General features: G+C 70.7%; 16 protein-coding genes and 1 riboswitch. Of the genes, 4 read left to right on the forward strand and 12 right to left on the reverse strand.

The features are described 5' to 3' along the window. A riboswitch (cyclic di-AMP (ydaO/yuaA leader) is annotated at positions 1-186 on the reverse strand. A gap of 195 nt (positions 187-381) precedes the next feature. After that, entirely contained in the window at positions 382-1,356 is a 975-nt protein-coding gene (locus tag OG870_RS19135) for a LysM peptidoglycan-binding domain-containing protein (protein ID WP_266583998.1), read from the reverse strand. A 205-nt stretch (positions 1,357-1,561) separates the two neighbouring features. Between OG870_RS19135 and OG870_RS19140 the strand changes: the two genes are divergently transcribed. Then, positions 1,562-2,800 carry a cytochrome P450 family protein gene (locus OG870_RS19140; RefSeq protein WP_266583996.1) on the forward strand — a complete coding sequence of 413 codons (1,239 nt, stop codon included), beginning with the start codon at positions 1,562-1,564 and terminating at the stop codon, positions 2,798-2,800. Here the strand turns inward: OG870_RS19140 and OG870_RS19145 are convergent. The 6 genes from OG870_RS19145 to OG870_RS19170 all read right to left on the reverse strand — a co-directional run bounded on the left by OG870_RS19145 (position 2,765) and on the right by OG870_RS19170 (position 10,266). Beyond that, a complete protein-coding gene (locus OG870_RS19145; RefSeq protein ID WP_266583994.1) occupies positions 2,765-3,778 on the reverse strand; it encodes a nucleoside triphosphate pyrophosphohydrolase in 1,014 nt (337 codons plus the stop codon). The genes OG870_RS19140 and OG870_RS19145 overlap by 36 nt on opposite strands. Positions 3,779-3,846: 68 nt before the next feature. Further along, positions 3,847-4,494: a SurA N-terminal domain-containing protein gene (locus OG870_RS19150; RefSeq protein ID WP_266515745.1), complete on the reverse strand. Its 648-nt coding sequence runs from the start codon at positions 4,492-4,494 to the stop codon at positions 3,847-3,849. Positions 4,495-4,636: 142 nt separating this feature from the next. Further along, positions 4,637-5,464, reverse strand: a complete 828-nt coding sequence (locus tag OG870_RS19155; RefSeq protein WP_266583992.1) for a glycoside hydrolase domain-containing protein — start codon at positions 5,462-5,464, stop codon at positions 4,637-4,639. A 198-nt stretch (positions 5,465-5,662) separates the two neighbouring features. Next, positions 5,663-7,147 carry a serine/threonine-protein kinase gene (locus OG870_RS19160; protein ID WP_266588375.1) on the reverse strand — a complete coding sequence of 495 codons (1,485 nt, stop codon included), beginning with the start codon at positions 7,145-7,147 and terminating at the stop codon, positions 5,663-5,665. 38 nt (positions 7,148-7,185) lie between these two features. Next, on the reverse strand, positions 7,186-7,803 hold the full coding sequence (locus OG870_RS19165; protein ID WP_327691173.1) for a hypothetical protein: 618 nt from the start codon (positions 7,801-7,803) through the stop codon (positions 7,186-7,188). A 111-nt stretch (positions 7,804-7,914) separates the two neighbouring features. Further along, the gene (locus OG870_RS19170; protein ID WP_327691174.1) at positions 7,915-10,266 is read right to left on the reverse strand and encodes an N-6 DNA methylase; all 2,352 of its coding nucleotides are present in this window, start codon (positions 10,264-10,266) and stop codon (positions 7,915-7,917) included. 200 nt (positions 10,267-10,466) lie between these two features. On the opposite strand from OG870_RS19170, the gene OG870_RS19175 reads away from it, so the two are divergent. Then, the gene (locus OG870_RS19175) at positions 10,467-11,189 is read left to right on the forward strand and encodes a hypothetical protein (protein ID WP_327691175.1); all 723 of its coding nucleotides are present in this window, start codon (positions 10,467-10,469) and stop codon (positions 11,187-11,189) included. Between the two features lie 99 nt (positions 11,190-11,288). Beyond that, positions 11,289-12,098: a hypothetical protein gene (locus tag OG870_RS19180; protein ID WP_266583986.1), complete on the forward strand. Its 810-nt coding sequence runs from the start codon at positions 11,289-11,291 to the stop codon at positions 12,096-12,098. A 1-nt stretch (position 12,099) separates the two neighbouring features. On the opposite strand, the gene OG870_RS19185 is transcribed toward OG870_RS19180, so the two are convergent. Both OG870_RS19185 and OG870_RS19190 read right to left on the reverse strand, forming a co-directional pair. After that, a complete protein-coding gene (locus OG870_RS19185) occupies positions 12,100-12,843 on the reverse strand; it encodes an N-acetyltransferase (RefSeq protein WP_266515763.1) in 744 nt (247 codons plus the stop codon). A gap of 55 nt (positions 12,844-12,898) precedes the next feature. After that, positions 12,899-13,627 carry an HNH endonuclease family protein gene (locus OG870_RS19190; RefSeq protein WP_266583984.1) on the reverse strand — a complete coding sequence of 243 codons (729 nt, stop codon included), beginning with the start codon at positions 13,625-13,627 and terminating at the stop codon, positions 12,899-12,901. 186 nt (positions 13,628-13,813) lie between these two features. Here OG870_RS19190 and OG870_RS19195 point away from each other — a divergent pair, with 186 nt between their 5' ends. After that, positions 13,814-13,999: an antitoxin gene (locus OG870_RS19195; protein WP_266515769.1), complete on the forward strand. Its 186-nt coding sequence runs from the start codon at positions 13,814-13,816 to the stop codon at positions 13,997-13,999. Between the two features lie 140 nt (positions 14,000-14,139). Here the strand turns inward: OG870_RS19195 and mfd are convergent, their stop codons facing one another. The 3 genes from mfd to OG870_RS19210 all read right to left on the reverse strand — a co-directional run bounded on the left by mfd (position 14,140) and on the right by OG870_RS19210 (position 21,481). After that, positions 14,140-17,694, reverse strand: a complete 3,555-nt coding sequence (gene mfd, locus OG870_RS19200; protein WP_266515772.1) for a transcription-repair coupling factor — start codon at positions 17,692-17,694, stop codon at positions 14,140-14,142. 422 nt (positions 17,695-18,116) lie between these two features. Next, positions 18,117-20,696 (reverse strand): ABC transporter permease, encoded by a 2,580-nt coding sequence (locus OG870_RS19205; RefSeq protein ID WP_266583978.1) that lies wholly within the window; start codon positions 20,694-20,696, stop codon positions 18,117-18,119. After that, the gene (locus OG870_RS19210; RefSeq protein WP_266515779.1) at positions 20,693-21,481 is read right to left on the reverse strand and encodes an ABC transporter ATP-binding protein; all 789 of its coding nucleotides are present in this window, start codon (positions 21,479-21,481) and stop codon (positions 20,693-20,695) included. The genes OG870_RS19205 and OG870_RS19210 overlap by 4 nt, the downstream gene beginning before the upstream one ends. Positions 21,482-21,509 lie beyond the last annotated feature (28 nt).

The raw sequence follows: 21,509 nt of genomic DNA on the forward strand, positions 1-21,509 counted from the left end.
GGATCCCCTCACCGACGCCTGCGAGGTGAGCTGTCGGGTTCGGGCCGGTTGAGTTGCCCGGCCACGCACCTCCCGGTGCGCGGCTTAACCCCAAGCCGGTTCCGGCGTCGGAGGCCGTGAGGCCTCAACTGCCGGACCCGGCGCCTACCTTGGGTCCCCCGCTCCTGCCTACGGCGCTTTACGCGACGACTGTTCCCGTACGGCCGCTGGCAGGATTCGGCGTTGCGGCAGCCGGGGCTCGTGTTGACGAGCGGTGACGACCGTAGACACGCGATCCGGGGAATTTCAAAGACGATCAGGGCTTCTGAGACTCATCCCACACTTTCACCAAACCGGACATTCCACAGCGAAAGGTGACGCGAACTCCCGTTGTTTTTCGCCCTATTCGGCAGGGAGTCGCAGGGTCTGACCGGCGACGATACGGTTCGGGTCGCTACCGAGAGCCTTCTCGTTCTCGGCATAGAGCGCGTGCCACCCGCCGTCCAGGTCAAGGGAGTCGGCGATGGAGGCGAGGGTGTCGCCGGCGTGGACCGTATACGTGTCGTCCGTGCGACTGTCCGTCTTGACCCCTTCGGCCCCCTCGGCGCTGGCGCCGCGATGGCGGCCGGTGCCGATCGAGCCGGTGTCGACGAGGCTCCAAGAACCCACTTCCTCCTGGATATTGCCCGAGTCGTCACCCTTTGCCCGATCTGCGGACGAACCGTCGCGACGCTGTGCGTCACGCGAGGCCGTCTCGGACGGGGAGGTGGAGGGTGAGGCCGATGTGCCGGATTCGGTGGAGTTGTCCTTCGCGTCCCCGGAGGCGGAAGGGGAAGTGCTGGACGACGCACCGGAGGATGAATCCGACGAAGAGGAATCACTGGACCCACTGGATCCATTACCGGAGGAGTTGGACAAACCGGTGGAGTCGGAGGAGTCAGAGGAATCGGACGAACCCGAACCGTCGTCCAGAATGCCCGTGTCGACGTCGGCCGAGTCCGAGTCCTTGTTCAGGCCCGAGGTCAGTCCGCAGAGGTGGAAGGCGCCGACGCCCTGGTCGTCCAGGAGCTTCTCGGCGACGGCTATCTGCTGGCTGCGGCTGGCCAGGTCGGCGCTGGGGGCGTAGTCGAGGCCGCCGTACTTCTCCCAGTTCTTCTGGGTCAGCTTGAGTCCGCCGTAGAACCCGTTGCCGCTGTTCTCGCTCCAGGCGCCGCCGGTCTCGCACTTCGCCACCTTGTCCCAGGTGGTGCCGTCGGCCGCGTGCGCGGAGGCTGCCCCGAGGAGGGGGATGGCGATGGCGGAGCCGGTCACCCCGGCCGCGACGAGGAGTGCCGGAGCCTGACGGGGGCGACGGTGTCGACCGTTCCCGGAGAGCATGCGGGGGCCTTTCGCGAGACAGCAGTGATCGGCGCGGCGCATGGTGCTCGGCACCGCGCTGGTGGGTGAACGTATCGGCAGTCGATCACTTGTCACAAGTTAATGCCGCGTAGATCACGTGAAGATCACGGAGTTGAACGCGTGTCATCTTTGACCGGTCCGCCGCGGCGGGACGTTCACCAGCGGCTCCCGATACGGTCGTCCTGTGAACGTCCCCAACACCGCCCCCGAACTCTTCACCTGGGAATTCGCCGGTGACCCCTACCCGGCCTACGCATGGCTGCGCGAGCACTCCCCCGTCCACTGGACGAAGCTTCCCAGCGGGGTCGAGGCGTGGCTGGTGACCCGCTATGCCGACGCGCGTCAGGCGCTCGCGGACGGGCGGCTGTCGAAGAACCCCGCCCATCATGCCGAGGACGCGCAGGGCAAGAGCAAAACCGGCATCCCGGGCGAGCGCAGCGCCAATCTGATGACGCATCTGCTCAACATCGACCCGCCGGACCACACCCGGCTGCGGCGCCTCGTCTCCACGGCGTTCACTCCGCGCCGGGTGGCCGAATTCGCGCCGCGCGTGCAGGAGTTGACGGACGATCTGATCGACCGGTTCGCGCCGAACGGCGAGGCCGACCTGATCCACGACTTCGCCTTCCCCCTCCCCATCCACGCGATCTGCGACCTGCTCGGCGTCCCCCGCGAGGACCAGGACGACTTCCGCGACTGGGCGGGGATGATGATCCGGCACGGCGGCGGCCCGCGCGGTGGCGTCGCCCGCTCCGTGAAGAAGATCCGCGGCTATCTCGCCGAGCTCATCCACCGCAAGCGCGGCGACCTCGGCGACGACCTGATCTCGGGCCTCATCCGCGCCTCCGACCACGGTGAGCACCTCACCGAGAACGAGGCCGCGGCCATGTGCTTCGTGCTGCTGTTCGCCGGCTTCGAAACCACCATCAACCTGATCGGCAACGGGACGTACGCGCTGTTGCGCAACCCCGAGCAGCGGGGGCGGCTCCAGGAGTCGATCGACCGCGGTGAGACCGGGCTGCTCGACACCGGTATAGAGGAGCTGCTCCGCTACGACGGCCCTGTCGAACTGGCCACCTGGCGCTTCGCCACCGAGCCCCTCACTGTCGGCGGGCAGCGCATCGCCACCGGCGATCCCGTCCTGGTCGTCCTCGCCGCGGCCGACCGCGACCCCGCACGCTTCTCGGAGCCCGACACCCTCGACCTCACCCGCCGGGACAACCAGCACCTCGGATACGGCCACGGCATCCACTACTGCCTCGGCGCCCCCCTGGCCCGCCTCGAAGGCCGCACCGCCCTCGAAACCCTGCTGCGCCGCCTGCCCGACCTCGAACTCGCCGCCGACCCCGCCGACCTCCGCTGGCGGGGCGGCCTCATCATGCGCGGACTACGAGAGCTGCCCGTGCGGTTCGCCGCCGCCTGAGCGGGCCCGGTCCTCGGTCTGTCTGATCGCGTCCCGGTAGGCCCGGGCCGCCGCCCGCAGGGCCGCCTCCGGGTCCACGCCCTCCGCCTCGGCGCGCACGGCCAGTGCCAGCAACTCGTAGCCGATGCCCTCGGCTCGGGGCAGCGGGACCTCGAAGCCCGCGGTCCGCACCCGCGACGCCAGCTTCGACGCGAGGGCCAGTCCCGGCTGGCCGAGGGGGACGCCCTCCGTCACGGAGGTGCGCTGCTTCTCGACCGCCTTGGTGCGCAGCCAGTGCTCCTTGACCTCCTCGGGCGTGGACGCCGTCTCGTCACCGAAGACGTGCGGGTGGCGGTGGATGAGCTTGGTGACGATGCCGGCGGCCACGTCGTCGATGGAGAAGGGGCTCTCCAGGTCCTCCTCGGCTATACGGGAGTGGAAGACCACCTGGAGCAGGACGTCGCCCAGTTCCTCGCGCAGTTCGTCGCGGTCGCCCTCCTCGATCGCCTCGACGAGTTCGTACGCCTCCTCGATGCCGTACTTCGCCAGGCCCTTGTGGGTCTGCTGGGACGACCACGGGCACTCGGCGCGGATCTGGTCCATGACCTGGACGAGGTCCAGGAGACGGGCGCCGGGGAGGTCGTAGGAGGCGGGGAGCAGCTCCAGCTCCGGCATGTGCACGCGTCCGGAGCCGGCGAGACGGGCCAGTCCGTCGGTCAGGGCCGACTCGCCCTCGCCCGTCGCGACCACGACGACCGTCCGCCCGCCCGCACACGCGTCGACCAGTTCCTCGGCGGCGGGGGCGGCCTCGTCGACCGCTGTGCCCGCCTCCCGCAGATACGGCAGCTGCGGGTGGGCGGCGTCCGCGCACAGCACGCGGTCGGCGGCGTGCAGTGCCTGCCAGGCCGGCCAGGACAGCAGGCCGGGCGCGACACGGTGGCTGGTGGTGAGCAGGACGATGCGGCCGGGGTCGGACTCTGCGGAGCTGGTTGCGTTCACGATCCGAACGTAACGCACCGCGCCGACGGCCCCCGAAGTTATCCACAGGGGCCGGCCCTGCCGGACCGTTACGCCGTCTGCTGCGTCCCCGTCGCCGTGACCTCACGCACCCAAGGGGTCTTCGCGTCCACGCGGCTGCTCTTCTGGACGTCCCAGACGCCGTAGCGCGGGTTGAGGTCGACGTGGAGTTCCCTGGACGCCTTGGACAGGGCGTTCCAGAAGGCCGGCTTGCTGGTGTCGGTGCCGAGCGTCCGGGCCAGCTTCTGAGCCTCCAGCTGGAGGCGGAGGTTGTCGTCGAGGCGCTTCGGAGCGACGCCGTACTGCTGGAGCCAGGCCGTCTCCAGGGCCTTGGAACCGCCGACCTGCTGCTCCAGGCCGGAGCGCATCCGCTGGACCTCCATGGCGGTGACACTCACGCCCGAGTCCCGGGCGGCGCGATGCAGCACCCGGTCCAGAACCATCCCGTGCAGGGTGTCGCGGGTGATGCCACCGGTCTGCTCGACGGCCTGCTTGTACTGCGCCTGGTCCTTCACGGCCGCCCGCTGCGCCGTGCGCACCTCGTTCACCCGGGTCTCCAGTTGCGCCACGGTGATCCGTTGGCCGCCGACGACGGCTGCCGCGCCGGGATGCGCGTCGTTTCCGCAGGCGGTGAGGGCGGGGGCCGCGGCGGCGATCGCGGCGGTGAGGAGGAGCGCGGTGCGACGGCGGCGGTGCAAGGAAGCCTCCCGAGGAGATTGTGCGACGGTGCACAAGGTCTTGCGGTGATCGATGGTAGGCAGTGGCCAAGCTCTGGCCAACCCATTCGACCAACGATTCACCGCGACTTCGGGCACCGCCGCGTCCCTCGGGCGTCGGAGGTCAGCCCGTGATGGCCACCGGAGCGTCCCAGGCGTCGCGGTCCACGGTGATCGTGTAGCCGTTCCGCGTCTCCTTGCTGTTGACCATGTACTGGTGACCGCGGCTGTGGCCGGTGAACTGGGTCGAGCCGAACGGCCAGTCCGCGGTCGTGGTGTTCTGCTTGTCCCACAGCGCGTACCAGAGGTTGCCCGGCAGGTCGGTCTTGTCCTTGGCGTTGGCGATCGCCTTCGCGCTGGAGCTGGTGAAGCCGTAGTAGCCCGCGCGGTAGATCTTGGCGTGCAGGGCCTTGTCGAAGGCGCGCACATAGGTGAGCACGGCGTCGTTGCACGACGTGTTCGTGATGTCGTACGACTCCATGTCGAGGTAGATCGGGCTGCCCGCCTTCATGCCGAGCGCCGATGCCTTGGAGACGGCGTCCGCCCCGTCCTTCGCGCCGAGGGAGGCGGCGGTCGCGGCGGTGAGCTTCTCGGGGTTGGAGCCGGACTGGCAGGGCGGCTGGGCGCCCACGTAGAGCGGGATGAGCTTCCAGCCGACCGCGCTGACCGACTTCACCCAGGAGGCGGTGAGGTTGGGCTGGGAGCAGCCGCGGTTGCTGCCGCCGACGTAGACGGCGGCGGCTCCGTAGAGGCCGCCGTGCCAGGCCTTCATCGCGGAGAGGGAGGGCGCGGCGCAGGTGTCGAAGGCACGTCCGGTGTACGTCTTCTGCGCGGGCCAGGTGGTGGCGGCCATGGAGGTCTGCGCGGCGATGCCGGCTCCGGCGACGACGGCGGCACCCGCGACACCCCAGGTGACGTATCTGCGCTTCTTGGACTGCCGATGGCCTGCCATGTGTCCCACCCCTGGTTGTGCGTTGCATGCGACGTGCGCCGCATGCGGTGTGCGTTGCCCTGCGGATGCCGTGTGGCGCCTCGCGGTTGACGTGCGTCGCCTGGCGAAAAACGCACCGCAACCTATCCGGGTCCGTGCATCAGTTCGGGCAACCGAACCCCCGGAAGATCACAAGAATCTCCCAGGGCTCGGCAAAATCTAGCCGCGCACCTGGCCCAGCCACTGCAGCGTCCGCCGTATCTCCGCCGCGAGCGGGTGTCCGGGGCCGCGCAGCCGGTCCACGTCCATCAGCAGGCGCGCCAGGGTCTCGTGGGCGGCGGCCCGGTCGCCGAGGGCGAGCAGGAGGAGGCCGATGCGGCGGCGGACGTCGTGGGCGAGCTCGGGGTCGCCGGCCACGTACTGGTTCTCGTAGTACGGCAGCAGCGCGCGGTACTCGGCGAGCGCGGCCGCCGGTTCGCCGAGCGACTCCAGGCACTGGGCGGCCTCGTAGCGGAAGCGGAGCGACTGCGGGTCGGCCTGGCCGGCCTCGGTGGCGCGTTCGTCGGCGAGGCGGCGCAGTTCGGGCAGCGCGCGCCGGTACTGGCCGTCGTCCATGAGGGTGGCCGCGTACTGCTTGCGCAGGGTGCGGACGACCGGGGAGTGCTCACCGTGCTGTTCGGCCGCGGCGGGCAGGATCGCGCCGAGGATGTCGACGGCCTGGGTGATACGGCCCTCGCCGAGGAGGCGCTTGACCTCGTCGACGGCGCGGGCGACGTCGGGTTTCTCCGGCGCCGGCGCCATCGGGGCAGGCTGCGGCGCGGGGGTTCGCGCACGGTCCGGCCAGGGGGCGTGCGGGCGCAGGAAGGGACGCGTGGGGTCGAGCGGCGCTCCCGTGGGCATGCCGCGCGCGGGCAGGAGCAGCGCCAGGTGCTCGTACACCTCCTGCGCGGAGGCCGGGCGGTGCTGTGGGTCCTTGGCGAGCAGGCGCAGCACGAGCGCCTCCAGCGCCTCGGGCACCTCGGGGCGCAGACGGCGCACGGGCAGCGGCGGCTCGTACAGGTGCCGGTGCAGCACGCCGAGGGCCGTCGAGCCCGCGAACGGGACGTCTCCGCTGAGGAGTTCGTGCAGCAGCACCCCGAGCGCGTACAGGTCGGTGTAGGGGCCGACCGCGCCGCCCATCGCCTGCTCGGGCGCCATGTAGGCGGGCGAGCCGATGGGCGTGCCGGTGTGGGTGAGGCGGGTGGTGTCGGCGTCCATGACGGAGGCGACACCGAGGTCGAGGACGGTGACCGTGCCGTCCTGCTTCACCATCACGTTGCGCGGCTTGAGGTCGCGGTGGACGATCGGCACGGCGTGTACGGCGCTGAGCACGGCGCACAGTTGGGCCGCGACCGCGACCGCCCACTGCCAGGGGTACGGGTCGTGCTCGGCGAGGTGGTCGGAGAGGTCGGCGCCGTCGACGTACTGCATGACGAGGAACAGCTCCTCGCCCTCGCTGCCCGCGTCGTGCACGGTGACCAGCCCGGGGTGGTCGACCTGCGCGGTCACCCGGCACTCACGCACGAAGCGGCGGCGCAGCTCGTCCGCCTCCTGGCCGGCCACCTTGTCGGGGCGCAGCAGCTTCACCGCCACGCGCCGGTCGAGCCGCTGATCGTAGGCCGTCCACACCTGGCCCATGCCGCCCTGCCCGATGAGGGTGGACAGTTCATAGCGGCCGGCGACGACACGTCCTGCCGCCACGGTCACCTTCCGCCCTCGGGGTGGCCGTCGGAGTGGCCGGGGTGCTGGCGCAAGTAGTCGCTCAGCTCGTCGAGTTCGGCGCGCACCTGGTCGATACGGGCGGGCGCGGGGCGCTGCGGCGGGTGCGGCGGTACGGGGCCGGCGGGCGGCGGGGTGGTGGGCACGGGGCCGGGTACGGGTGCCGCCGGCGTCTGCGGCTGGGTGGCCGCGTACGGCGACGGGGGCTGCGGGTAGCCGTAGCCCATGCCCTGGACCGGGGGCGCCGGATAGTCGGTGGGGTACGGCCGGTGGTGGTGTATGTCCGCGTACAGGTAGTAGCCGGCGCAGGCCGCGGCGTTGAGCAGCAGGATGATCATGCCCGCGTTGCCGCTCGGCGTGCTGAAGTCGTCGGTGTGGTCGGCGGCCAGGAAGGAGAAACTGATGCCGAGGACCGCCAGCGAGCCGCCGAAGATCCACCAGTCGCTCCGTTTGCGGGTCACGATCGCCGCCCGCAGCGGCGCCACCCACGCCAGGAATCCGATGCTGAGGATCGGCACCGCCACGAAGATCACGCGCAGCACGACGAGCACCCCGGTCGAGGGTCGACGCGGCGGGGACGGGGCGTAGCCGTGGCCCTGCATGGCTGCTCCTGGAGGCCTGATGGGGACGAACGTGGGTACCGGGTCCGAGCGTATAGGCCGACAAGGACAACCGGTCCCGGGTTGTACCGAACCGTTGTCGCACTGATCACTTCACCGGTCGGCCGGGGCGACCGTCCCGTCCGTCAGCCCGTCGTACATCCCGCGTACGAGCTGCTCTCCGAGCCGGCCCGCCTGCCTGAGCGCCCGCTCGAAGTCGTCCAGCGCGCGGAAGTGCGCGCCGTAGCGCCGCTGTTCGTCCAGGGCGAGCCGGGGCAGTTGGAGACGGCGCACATCGAGGCGGGTGGCCGTGGACGCGTAGCTGCTGGCCTGGCGGTTGTTGGCGGTGCCCCGCAGGAAGCCGGCGAGGAACCAGGGGTCGAGCGCGGCAGGATCGGGGCGCAGGAGCACGAGGTTGCGCCCCAGGGCGGCGCCCCCGGTGGCGTCGTCGATCACCCGCGCCACCGAGCCCCCGCCGAGCACTGGCACGACGACGTCGCCCGGTTCGGTCAGCACGGCTTCCTCGTCGCTCTCGGGGAGCGCGCCTGAGGGTGCCGTCCCGGCGAGGACGTCGTGGTCGGTGAGGACGGGCACGCGCGCGTGGCCGCCGTTTCCGCCGGTGCGCATCACCAGGGCTCCCCCGCGCGCGAGTTCACCGACCGTGGTGAGCGGCCAGCGCGCCGGCCGCGCGGGATCCGCGGGGGGCGGGGTGAGGTCGGCGGTCAGGCGCAGGGTCTCGCCGAGGCGTTCACGTAGGGAGGTGAGTGAGTCGCCGCCGTCGGCCGCGGTCGGGGGCGGGAGGTGGCGGGCCGGGGCGAGGTCGACGTCGTCGTCGAGGAGGTCGATGACGGGGAGGGAGCGGGCCAGGCCGGGGCGCTCCTCGAACGTGCCGGCGCGGTCGAAGGCCCGCCAGGCGTCGAGGACGGCCTCACGCACGGCCCGCCAGTCCGGCCCACCGCGCCCTTCAGTGGCGTACTGCCCGGTGTCGGCGAGCAGCACCTCGGGCTGCGCGGGCGCCTTGTCGGGCCGGCGCAGCACCCACAGGTGAAGCGGGATGTTGTACGGGGGTGCCGCGCCGATCGGCAGGGTGATCACGGCGCGCAGCGCGCCGCGACGCAGCAGGTCCGCGCGGATACGGCGGCCGGAGCGGCGGGAGGCGGCGGCGGGCGGCATGAGGAGGACGGCGGTGCCGCGGTCCCTGAGGCGGGCGAGCGCGTGCTGCACCCAGGCCAGCTCCGACTCGTTGCGGGCCGGGAAGCCGTACTCCCAGCGGGGGTCGTAGGCGAGGTCGTCGTGGCCCCAGTTGCGTTCGTTGAACGGCGGGTGGCACAGGACGGCGTCGGCGCGCAGCTCGGGAAAGGCGTCGGCGCGCAGGGTGTCGCCCGCGGCGCCGCGCACGGTGGACCGGGCGTGCAGGGCGAGGCGGAGTGCGGTGAGCGCGGCGAGGTCGGGGGCGCTGTCCTGGGCGTACAGCTCCTGGTCGGGGCGGGGGGCGACGGCGCGGAGCAGGGCGCCGGTGCCGCAGGCGGGGTCGAGGAAGGTGCGGGCGGGGCCGGCGAGGTCGGCCATGAGGCCGGCGAGTTCGGCGGGGGTGAGCGTGTACTGGCGCGGGTTGGCGTCGAGGTGCCTGCCGAGCAGGAACTCGAAGGCCTGGCGGGCGCCCATCTCGGCGGCGAGTTCGGCGGCGCCGCGCAGGAGGGGGGCGGAGGGGAGGAGTTGGGGGCCGGCGGGGGCGTGAACGGCGGGCGGGGTGTTGGCGGGGTCCGGGGTGTTCACGGAGTCCCGGGCGTTCACGGGCTGCGGGCTGTTCACAGCGGGGGGCGCGTGAACCGGTGAGGCCGTGTGCGTGGCAGGTGGGGTGTTCACAGCTGTCTCTGCGCCTCCACCGGGCGGTGGCGTGTTCACAGCTGCTCCCGCCCCTCCACGGGGCGGTTCGGTGTGAACAGTCGGCTCCGGGCTTCCGGTCGACTGCGCGTGAACACCCGACGCCGCGCCACCGGCCGCGGCGCCGTGAACACCGCGGTGACTGTGAACACCGCGAGCGCCATGCGCACCGCGCCCCTTGGGCACCGCACCGAACCGCGGCACCAGCACCTCTTCCAGCGCTCCCTGCAACATCGCGGCCAGCCGTACGTCCGACCCGGCACTCACCTTGAGCCACACGGTCGGCCGGTCATGGATGAGCAGCAGGACGCAGCCGGCGTGCGTCAGCGCCGTGACCGGGCCCTCGGGGTGTCCGGCGAGTTGCTGCCAGACGCGTTCCCGCAGCGGGACCTCGGCGAGTTTGCCCTGCTTGCGCAGCCACGCCTCGACCTCGGTGAGCGCGAAGGACGGGCTCGTCTCGGTGCCGCCGACCGGCTTGGGGAAGTCGGCGTGCCGGCGGCGCCAGTTGCTGACGGCGGCGCGGCCCACGCCGGCGAGCCGGGCGATCCCGGCCGCGGTCACCTCTGTCGCGTTGTCCTGCACCCGCCGGCTCCCCTCGCCGCCCCGATCGTCGTGTGTGACGCCGAGCATACCGACGTGCGCAAGATCTAGGCATTCACGGCCGTGTACACGAACGTAGCCGTGAACCGTGTTGACTCGGTTCACATGCCCTGCTCTTATTGACCCAGCGAACAGCGGCCGCCGAGCAGCGGCGGTCGGCAGGTCCTAGGGGGGACATCGTCATGGGCATGAAGGGCAAGGTTGCGCTGGGCGCCGTCGTGGGGGTCGTGGTCATCGGGGTCGTGTCAGCGAATGCCGGCGACAACGCAAACAGCTCCGCCGACAACGGCAAGGGCAAGGACAAGGGTTCCTCGACGTCCGCCCAGCACCCCTTCGGCAACGGCTCCGGCTCCGGCTCCGGCAGCACGGGAGCTGCGAAGGGCACGAAGGCCGCCGAGAAGACGGAGGCCGCGTTCGCCGGGGACGGCGACTTCCAGGTCGGTTCAGACGTCAAGCCCGGCACCTACCGCACCACCGGCAACGGCGACGGCATGTGCTACTGGGAGCGCGCCAAGGACGCCAAGGGCGAGATGGACTCGATCCTGGCCAACGACAATGTGAGCGGCACCAGTTACGTGACCATCAAGGCCACCGACAAACTGTTCAAGTCCAGCGGCTGCAAGGACTGGACCGCCGTCGACCCGAAGGCGAAGGGCACCGCGGTCTCGAAGATGGCCGGCGACGGCGGCATGTTCAGGGTCGGCACCGACATCGCCCCCGGCACCTACCGGTCCACCGGCAACACCGACGACTCCTGCTACTGGGAGCGGGCCAAGGACGCGGACCACGGGCTGAAGTCGATCCTCGCGAACAACAACGTGACCGGCACGGCCGTCGTCACGATCAGCGCCTCGGACGGCTACTTCAAGACGACCGGCTGCAAGGACTGGAAGAAGGCGGGCTGAGGCCCGTACGACTCGATCCACCGCCCGTCACCGGAAGAGGGCGCCGCCGCACCAGGGCCGCCCCACCTCACCTCACCGCATCTTCGACAAGGAATTCTCATGCGTCGCACCGCACTTGCCGCCATCTGCCTCGTCGCCGCGGCCACCACGGGACTCACCGCCTGCCAGTCCGGCACGGACAAGGCCGACGGCAGGACCGGCGACACGGCTGCCACGTCCAACAAGCCCAAGGAACCCTTCGCCGGCCTCACCGCCGAAGAGATCGCCGACCGGGCGATGACGGCCACCACCGGCGCCTCCTCGCTCCGTATGAAGGGCGACATCAAGGACGACGAGAGCGACGGCACGATCCACATCGACATGGCGCTGGACAAGAAGAACGAGTGCGCCGGGACGATGGGCATGGGCGGCCAGGGCAAGGCCGACCTGATCAAGACCGGCCACACGGTCTACATGAAGTACGACGAGGCGTTCCTGCGCGAGCAGAGCAAGGGCGAGGCCAAGGCGGACGTGGACGCGGCCGTCGACATGCTGGCCGGGAAGTGGACCAGGATGTCCGCCAAGGGCTCGGACGCCAAGGACATAGCGAGCTTCTGCGACCTGGACACGGTGCTCGGCGGCGCGGAGGACATCGACTCGGACGACAGCTCGTCCGGGGGCGTCGCACCTTCGGTGACCCGTGCCGGGACAGCGAAGGTCGACGGCGCCACGACCGTCGTACTGAAGGCGAAGGACGGCAAGGAGAGTTACACGCTGTACGTCGCCACTGAGGGCAAGCCGTATCTGCTGCGGCTGGACAGCACGACCCCCTCGGACCCGGGCTCGATCACGTTCAGCGACTTCGAGAAGCCGGTCCCCGCGCGGAAGCCCGTGGGCCACATCGTCGACCTGGACGCGCTGGACGGCTGACTCAAAGAGCGTGCCGCATCCAGACGTTGGGCTCGACGTAGACGGCGTATCCCCGTTCCGGTTCGCACCGCACCGGAACCAGGGCGCCGGGTACCTCGATGTCGCCCCGGGTGTCGAAGGGCAGTCCCGTCCACGCGCGCCACTGTTCGAGCGAGCCGGAGACGGTCATGGAGGCCGGTGCCATGCGTTCGACGGTCGCCCCCGCGCGGGCGTGCACGCGCAGCCACGGGTCGTGGGGCAGTCCGTCGGGGCGCGTCCGGTGGGCGTACTCCTCGATCGGGGTGTGCGGTTCGAGGTGCTTGGCGCTCGGGCGGACGGGGGCGACGACCTCGGTGAAGCCGTGGGTGCGGGCGTTGTCGCGCATCGCGGACAGCATGCGGGCGGACAGGCCGCGGCCCTGGGCCTGCGGGGTGACGACGATCGCGATGGCGCTGACGGCGTCCGGGCGGATCCCGTGGCGGAGGTCCTCGAAGGCCCACACGAGCACCTCGTCCCAGCCGCGGGCGGGCAGCTCGCCGCGGCCCTCGGCGGCGAGGGCGAAGGGAACGCTGTAGGCGTGGGCGACGACCTCGCCCCGCTCGTCCTCGGCGAACAGGACGTACGCGGGGAGTTCGGTGGCGATCCGTCCGTAGTGGGCGCCGCCCACGAGGTCGTGGGTCACGAACTCCGGCCAACTGTTCGCCATGCCGACGACGGGCCCGGTCATCTCGGGGCGCTCGGCGAGGCTCGACACCTTGAGTTCCATGCGGTCACCGTAGGCGGCGGGGCGACCGCCGGAAACCGGTTTTGCGGGCGCCGGCTCAGCCCGCGTGGAAGCGGGCGGGTGCCTTCGTCGGGTTGCCACCGGAGGGCAGTTTCTGCCCCGGGCACGCCTTGAGCACCTTCTCCATCGCGGCCTTCTCCGCCGCGGTCACCCACAGCCCGTACTTCTTCTTCACGGCGACCTGTGCGGCGACGTACGTGCACCGGAACGTCTTGTTCGGCGGCACCCACGTGGCCGTGTCGCCATCGCCCTTGGAGCGGTTGGTGCTCGCGTCGACGGCGAGGAGGTTCAGCGGGTCGTTGGCCAGGGCTATGCGCTTGCTGGCGTCCCAGTACTTGGCGCCCTTCTGCCAGGCGTCGGAGAGGGCGACCATGTGGTCTATGTCGACCAGGCTGCGGCCTCGCCGGTAGGTCACCTCCTTGCCCGAGTACGGGTCCGACTCCAGTACGCCGTACGACACCTTGCAGGTGCCGCCGGTGAACTTCACGTCGTCCAGGTCCCGTTTGAGGATGTCGTCGCGGGTGTCGCAGCTGTTGGAGTCGGTGTCGGCCCAGGCGGCGCCGAACCTGTCCCGGGCGTAACCCGTCTTCGGTGCCCGCCCCTTCACGGTCAGTGACTCGGCGGCGGTGAGGGCGGCGCCCCCGCCTGCTCCCCCGCCCCCGGTCGGCTCCGGCCCACTGGATCCGGTCTTGGTATCGGCCTTGCAGCCGGCCACGGCGAACACCAGCACGACGGCCGTCGCAGCCCCACCCCTCAGACGCCTCACGGCGCGCCTCCCCTTGCCACCGGTTCGCCCCCGCATGGGGCGTCTTCCCTTGCACGGCTTCGCGCACACCGTAGCGGCAGGGCGCACGGGGTCGTTCACGAGGTCCAGACCGCTACCCGTCCAAGGGTGCGCTTGGGGCATATCGGTCGTATCGTCGTTGCTGGGCTACCCCGGAAGGAGCTCCGTATGGGCATCTTCGACAGGTTCAAGAGCAACCGCCAGATGCAGGACAAGGCCAAGGACATGTCCGACGCGGCGGAGCGGAAGGCCAACGAAAAGACCGGCAACAAGTACGAGAGCCAGGTCGACGACGCGCAGCAGAAGATCGAGGGCCAGATGGGCATGGACCGGGACAGGCCCGATCAGCCGTAGGGCCGCCGAACGGCACGAGCGGGCCCGAACGGGCCTGGGAACAGAGGCCGTCCGCGGAGCAGCGCTCCGGCGGACGGCCTGTCGGGCCCCGGTCATCTTCCGGACCCCGGACCCCGGTCAACGGCACACTTCCGCGAGCCCTACGAGCCCAGGATCGATGCCAGGAACTCGCCCACCCAGCCCAGCAGTTCACGCCCGACGAGCGGCTTGCCGCCCACCTTGGCGGTCTTCGGGCGGGGTACCAGCAGCTGGTGCACGGCCGGCTTGATGACCGTGCCCGGGTACAGGCGGTTGACCCTCAGCTCCTGGGATTCCCGCAACTCCACCGGTGCGAAGCGGATGTTGTTGCCCTGGAGGACGATCTCGCCGACCCCGCAGGCGCGGGCGAGCATGCGCAGGCCGGCCACCAGCAGCAGGTTCTCCACCGGCTCGGGCAACTTGCCGTAGCGGTCGACGAGTTCCTCGCGTACGGCCTTGATGTCCTCCTCCGTGTTGGCGGAGGCGATGGCCCGGTAGGCCTGGAGGCGGAGGCGCTCGCCGGGGGCGTAGTCGTGCGGGACGTGCGCGTCGACCGGGACCTCGATCTTGACCTCCAGGGGCGGCTCCTCCTCCACTCCGCCCTCCAGCGACGCCCGGTAGTCCGCGACCGCCTCGCCGACCATGCGGACGTACAGGTCGAAGCCGACGCCCGCGATGTGCCCGGACTGCTCGCCGCCGAGCAGGTTTCCGGCGCCGCGGATCTCCAGGTCCTTCATCGCCACGTACATGCCCGCGCCCATCTCCGTGTGCTGGGCGATGGTCGCGAGGCGCTCGTGGGCGGTCTCCGTCAGCGGCTTCTCCGGCGGGTACAGGAAGTAGGCGTAGCCGCGCTCGCGGCCTCGGCCCACCCGGCCACGCAACTGGTGCAGTTGAGAGAGGCCGAAGTTGTCGCCGCGCTCCACGATCAGTGTGTTGGCGTTCGAGATGTCGATGCCGGACTCGACGATCGTGGTCGAGACGAGGACGTCGTACTTGTTCTCCCAGAAGTCGACGACGACCTGTTCGAGGGTCGTCTCGGACATCTGGCCGTGGGCCGTCGCGATGCGCGCCTCGGGGACGATCTCGCGCAGGCGGGAGGCGGCCCGGTCGATCGACTCGACCCGGTTGTGGATGTAGAAGACCTGGCCCTCGCGCAGCAGTTCACGGCGGATCGCGGCGCCGATCTGCTTCTCCTCGTACGGGCCGACGAAGGTGAGCACCGGGTGGCGCTCCTCGGGCGGGGTCGTGATCGTGGACATCTCGCGGATGCCCGTGACCGCCATCTCCAGGGTGCGCGGGATGGGGGTGGCGGACATGGTCAGCACGTCCACGTTGGCGCGCAGCTTCTTCAGCTGCTCCTTGTGCTCGACGCCGAAGCGCTGCTCCTCGTCGACGATGACCAGGCCCAGGTCCTTGAACTTGGTCTCGGAGGAGAACAGGCGGTGGGTGCCGATGACGAGGTCCACCGAGCCCTCCCGCAGCCCCTCAAGGACCGCCTTCGCCTCGGTGTCGGTCTGGAAGCGGCTCAACGCCCGTACGTTGACGGGGAATTGGGAGTAGCGCTCGGAGAACGTCCCGAAGTGCTGCTGGACGAGGAGAGTGGTGGGTACGAGGACGGCGACCTGCTTGCCGTCCTGGACCGCCTTGAACGCGGCGCGGACCGCGATCTCCGTCTTGCCGTAGCCGACGTCGCCGCAGATCAGGCGGTCCATCGGGACCGACTTCTCCATGTCCTCCTTGACCTCGGCGATGGTGGTGAGCTGGTCGGGGGTCTCCGCGTACGGGAAGGCGTCCTCCAGCTCGCGCTGCCACGGGGTGTCCGGGCCGAAGGTGTGTCCGGGCGCCGCCATCCGAGCGCTGTACAGCCTGATGAGGTCGGCCGCGATCTCCTTGACGGCCTTCTTGGCGCGCGCCTTGGTCTTGGTCCAGTCGGCGCCGCCCAGACGGTGCAGGGTCGGGGCCTCGCCGCCGACGTACTTGGTGATCTGCTCCAGCTGGTCGGTGGGGATGTACAGACGGTCGCCGGGCTGGCCGCGCTTGGCGGGGGCGTACTCCACGACCAGGTACTCGCGGGTCGCGCCCTGCACCGTGCGCTGCACCATCTCGATGTAGCGCCCCACGCCGTGCTGCTCGTGGACGATGTAGTCGCCCGCCTCCAGGGTGAGCGGGTCGATGGTCTTGCGGCGGCGGGCCGGCATCCGGGCGCCGTCCTTGCCGGCCGCCTTCTGGCCGGAGAGGTCGGTCTCGGTCAGGACGGCCAGCTTCAGCGCCGGGTCCACGAAGCCGTAGTCGATCGAGCCGCACGCCACGTGCACGACGGACGGGGAGATCTCGCCGAGTTCGATGTCGAGGCGGGCCGCGATGCCCTCGCCGCCCAGTACCTCGACCGTGCGGGCCGCGGGGCCGTGCGCCTCGGTGACGAACACCGTGCGCCAGCTGTCGGCGAGCCAGCCCTTGGTGTCGGCGAGGGCCTTGGCGGTGTCGCCGCGATAGGTGTCGGGGGCGTGCATGCCGAGCTTGAGGGTGTCCGCGTCCCGCGCCGCGTCGGCGGCAAGGGTGAACGTCTCGTCGGCGGCGAACGGCGACACCGACCACCACATCATGTCCAGCTCGCGCGCCCGGTCCCGGACGTCCGCGATGGACCGGAGCGAGGCCGCGCCGACGTCGATCGGGGCGTCGCCGCCGCCCGCGGTGGCCGCCCAGGATGCCTGGAGGAACTCCTGGCTGGTGGCGACCAGGTCCGAGGCACGCGTGCGGACCCGCTCGGGATCGCACACGACGGCCATGGAGCCCTTGGGCAGGACGTCGAGCAGCAGCTCCATGTCGTCGACGAGGACGGGGGCCAGGGACTCCATGCCCTCCACGGCGATCCCCTCGGCGATCTTGCCGAGCAGCTCGCCCAGTTCGGGGTGCTGCTCGGCGAGGGCACGCGCACGCGTGCGTACGTCGTCGGTCAGCAGAAGTTCACGGCAGGGCGGCGCCCACAGGCCGTGCTCGGCGACCTCCAGGGAGCGCTGGTCGGCGACCTTGAAGTAGCGGATCTCCTCGACGTCGTCGCCCCAGAACTCCACGCGCAGGGGGTGTTCCTCGGTCGGCGGGAACACGTCGAGGATTCCGCCGCGTACGGCGAACTCGCCGCGCTTCTCGACGAGCTCCACGCGCGCGTACGCGGCCGCGGCGAGGGCGGCCACGATCTCGTTGAGGTCGGCGCTCTCCCCGGTCCTGAGCGCGACCGGTTCCAGGTCCCCGAGCCCCTTGACCTGCGGCTGGAGCACGGACCGTACGGGCGCGACGACTACGGAGACCGGGCCGGTCTCGGGGTCGTCGGGCCGTGGGTGGGCGAGGCGGCGCAGTACTGCGAGCCTGCGTCCCACGGTGTCGCTGCGCGGGCTCAGCCGCTCGTGCGGAAGCGTCTCCCAGGACGGGTAGTCCACGACGCCCTCCGGTGGCAGCAGCGAGCGAAGGGCGGCCGCCAGGTCCTCCGCCTCGCGGCCCGTCGCCGTCACCGCCAGCACGGGGCGGCCGGTCTCGCGGGCCAGTGCGGCCACCGCGAAGGGGCGGGCCGCCGGCGGGCCGACCAGGTCGACGTGCATGCGGTTGCCGTCTGCGGCCGCTTTGATCGCTTCCGCGAGGGCGGTGTCCTTGACGACGGCGTCGAGCAGACCGTGCAGGCTCATTCGGGGCGGCTTTCGTCCGGGGGCGGGCAACGCGAATCGCCCGACGCGCGCTGCGGGCCGGGGGTCCCTCCAGCGTACGTCGCGCCCCGCGGCGGCGCTGTCGCTGTGGACAACGCGCGATCACTGGTGGGCCGGGGTTGCGGTGACCGCCTGAGGGGGCTGCCGCCCCCAGGCCCCCGCTTTCGGCCTGAACGCCTCGTCCTCAAACGCCGGACGGGCTGATTGATGCGGACCGGCGTTGAAAGAACGAGCCGCGCCGCACAGGCCGTACATGCACAGGCCGGAGATGCACAGGCCGGAGATGAACGAGCCGCACCCGCACAAACAGGCCCGGCGCCGAGGAGTCCCCCAAGACTCCTCGGCGCCGGGCCTTCCCCCGCAACCCCCGTGTGCGGTGGCTGTTCCCCCGTTTCCCCTGTCCCCTACTCGGTGGCGATGGCGTTCAGTACGTTCATCCGGCCCGCCCGGAACGCCGGGATCAGTGCCGCGAACAGGCCCACGAAGGCCGAGCCGAGGAAGACCGCGATCAGGGTCGGCCACGGGATCTCAAGGACCTTCAGGCCCTCCAGGGCGAGCAGCTTCTGGGCCGTCGCGCCCCAGCCCATGCCAAGGCCCAGGCCCAGCAGGGCGCCGAAGAGGGCGATGACCACAGACTCCATGCGGATCATCCGGCGCAGCTGCCGTCGTGACAGACCGATCGCCCGCATGAGGCCGATCTCCCTCGTCCGCTCGACCACCGAGAGGGCCAGGGTGTTCACGACGCCCAGGATCGCGACGACGATCGCCAGTGCCAGCAGGCCGTAGATCATGTTCAGCAGCTGGCCGATCTGGTCCTTCAGCGCCTGCTTGTAGTCCGTCTGGTCGCGCACCTCGTACTGCGGGTAGGCGTGCAGCGCGGACTTCAGCGACTTGTAGGCCGCATCCTGCTGCCCGTCCTTGGCGGTGGCGAAGACCAGCTGGTCGAGCGGCATCTTGTCGGCCGGCACGTACTTGGCGAGCGTGGCGATCGACGTGTACTTGGAGCCCGCGTCGATGAGACCGTCGTTGCTGGTGATGGCCCGGACCGTGAGGTTCGCGGCGGCGCCGTCCTTGAACGCGATCCTGATCTTCGAGCCCAGGTGGACACCGTGGGCCTTGGCGAACTTCTCGTGGACGGACATCGAGTCGGGCAGGTAGGCGTCCTTGAGCTTTCCTGCGACGGTCTTGACACGCAGGTCGGTCGCGTACGTCGGGTCCGCCGCCGTGATGTCGGTGTCCTTGAGCGTCTTGCCGTCGGGCGTGGTGTAGTCGGCCTTCGCCGTCCGGTACTCGGTGACCCGGGACAGCCCCGGCGTCGACTTCACGGCCTTGACGGCCTGCGGGGTGACCAGCTGTCCCTTGTCGGACTGGATGATGAAGTCCGTGCCGACGGTCTTGTCGAGCTGGTCCGTGGCGGAGGCGACCATGGAGGAGCCGACCACCGAGAGGCAGGCGACCAGCGCGAGCCCGATCATCAGGGCGGCGCCCGTGGCACCCGTACGGCGCGGGTTGCGCAGCGCGTTGCGTTCGGCCATCCGCCCGACCGGTCCGAAGGCCCGCAGGAGTACGGCGCCCAGGACGCGCACCACGGCGCTCGCGAGCAGCGGGCCGATGACGACGAACCCGATCAGTGAGAGCACCACGCCCAGGCCGAGCCACAGCGAACCGTCGGTCGCCTTGTCGACGTTCGAGGCCACGTAGAGGCTGTAGCCGCCGGCGCCGGTCAGCGCCACGCCCACCAGGGCCCGGATCCGGCCGGCCCGTGCGTCGGCCGGGGCTCCGGCGTCGCGCAGCGCGGCCATCGGGGAGACCTTGCCGGCCCGGCGGGCGGGCAGGTAGGCGGCGAGGACGGTGACGACCACGCCGAGCAGGAGACCGACCACCGGGGTCGTCCAGGCGACCGTCAGGTCGGCGGTCGACAGATGCATGCCCATGGAGCCCATGAGCTTCATCAGCCCGACCGCGAGGCCGACGCCCGCGCCGACCCCCAGCACCGAGCCGAACAGGCCGAGCAGCAGTGCCTCCACCAGCACGGACCGGTTGACCTGCTTGCGGCTGGAGCCGATGGCCCGCATCAGGCCTATCTCGCGGGTGCGCTGGGCGACCAGCATCGAGAAGGTGTTGATGATCAGGAAGATGCCGACGAGGAAGGCGATTCCGGCGAAGCCGAGCATCGCGTACTTCATGACGTTCATGAAGCTCGCGACGTTCTTCTGGTTGGCGTCGGCGGTCTCCTTGGCCGTCTGCACCTTGTAGCCGGTGCCGAGCGCCGACTGCACGTTCTTCTTCAGCTGGGGGTCGGTCGTCCCGGAGGCGGCCGTGACGTTGACGTTGGTGAAGACGCCGGTCCTGCCGACGAGCGTCTGCTGCGCGGTCTTCGTGTCCAGGTAGAAGATCGCCGCGCCGGGATTGGTGACCTGGAAGTCGGCGATGCCGGAGATCTTCGCGGTGTGGGTGCCGACCGCGCTGATCACGGACAGCTCGTCACCCATCTTGAGGTGGTGCTTGTCGGCGGTGTCGGCGTCGACCATGACCTGGTCGGAGGTCTTCGGCGCGGCACCCTGGGTGATCTTCATGGTGCGGGCGTCGTTGCCGTTCCAGCTGCCGACGATGGTCGGGGCGCCGCTGGACGGCGACAGGCTGTCCTTCTTGGCGTCGACGACGGTGACCGACGTGGAGAAGACGGTCCCCTCCGCCGACTTCACGCCCTGTGCGCCCTGCACCTTGCCGACGACGGCGGCCGGGATGACCGGCGGCCTGCCGTTGTCCGAGGTCGTCTCGCCGCTGTCGGAGGCGCCCTTGGCGCTGACGGTCACATCGGAGGAGGTGGCCGCGAACAGCTTGTCGAAGGTGGTGTTCATGGTGTCGGTGAACACCAGCGTGCCGCAGACGAAGGCGACCGACAGCAGTACCGCGACCGCCGACAACGCCATGCGCCCCTTGTGCGCGAAGAAGTTGCGCATCGATGTCTTCAGGACGGTCATGACGTACGCCCCCGGGCGTCGAAGTCCTTCATGCGGTCCAGGACGGCGTCCGCAGTCGGCTTGTACATCTCGTCGACGATCCGGCCGTCGGCGAGATACAGCACCCGGTCCGCGTACGAGGCGGCGACGGGGTCGTGCGTGACCATGACGATGGTCTGCCCGAGCTCGTCGACGGACCGCCGCAGGAAGCCCAGCACCTCGGCACCCGCACGGGAGTCGAGGTTTCCGGTGGGCTCGTCACCGAAGATGATCTCGGGCCGCGCGGCGAGGGCGCGGGCCACGGCGACGCGCTGCTGCTGGCCGCCGGAGAGCTGGGTGGGCCGGTGCTTGAGCCGGTCGCTGAGCCCCACGGTGTCGACGACGCGCGCCAGCCACTGCTTGTCGGGCTTCCGCCCCGCGATGTCCATGGGCAGGGTGATGTTCTCGAGCGCGTTCAGCGTCGGCAGCAGGTTGAACGCCTGGAAGATGAAGCCGATCCGGTCCCGGCGCAGCTGCGTGAGCTTCTTGTCCTTGAGCCCGGTGATCTCGGTGTCGTCCAGGTAGATCTGCCCGCCGGTCACGGTGTCGAGGCCGGCGAGGCAGTGCATGAGGGTGGACTTGCCGGAGCCCGAGGGCCCCATGATCGCGGTGAACTGGCCCCGGGCGATGTCCACGTCGACATGGTCGAGGGCGACGACGCGGGTCTCCCCGGACCCGTACGCCTTGACGACCTGCCGCGCCCGGGCGGCAACGGCCGTACGCCCTCCAGTGCCCCCGTGCCTGGGAATGGTAACGGCCGATGTCATGGTAATTCTCCTATGTCGGGCGGCAGTT

This window comes from Streptomyces sp. NBC_00461 (assembly GCF_036013935.1).
Lineage (GTDB): Bacteria > Actinomycetota > Actinomycetes > Streptomycetales > Streptomycetaceae > Streptomyces.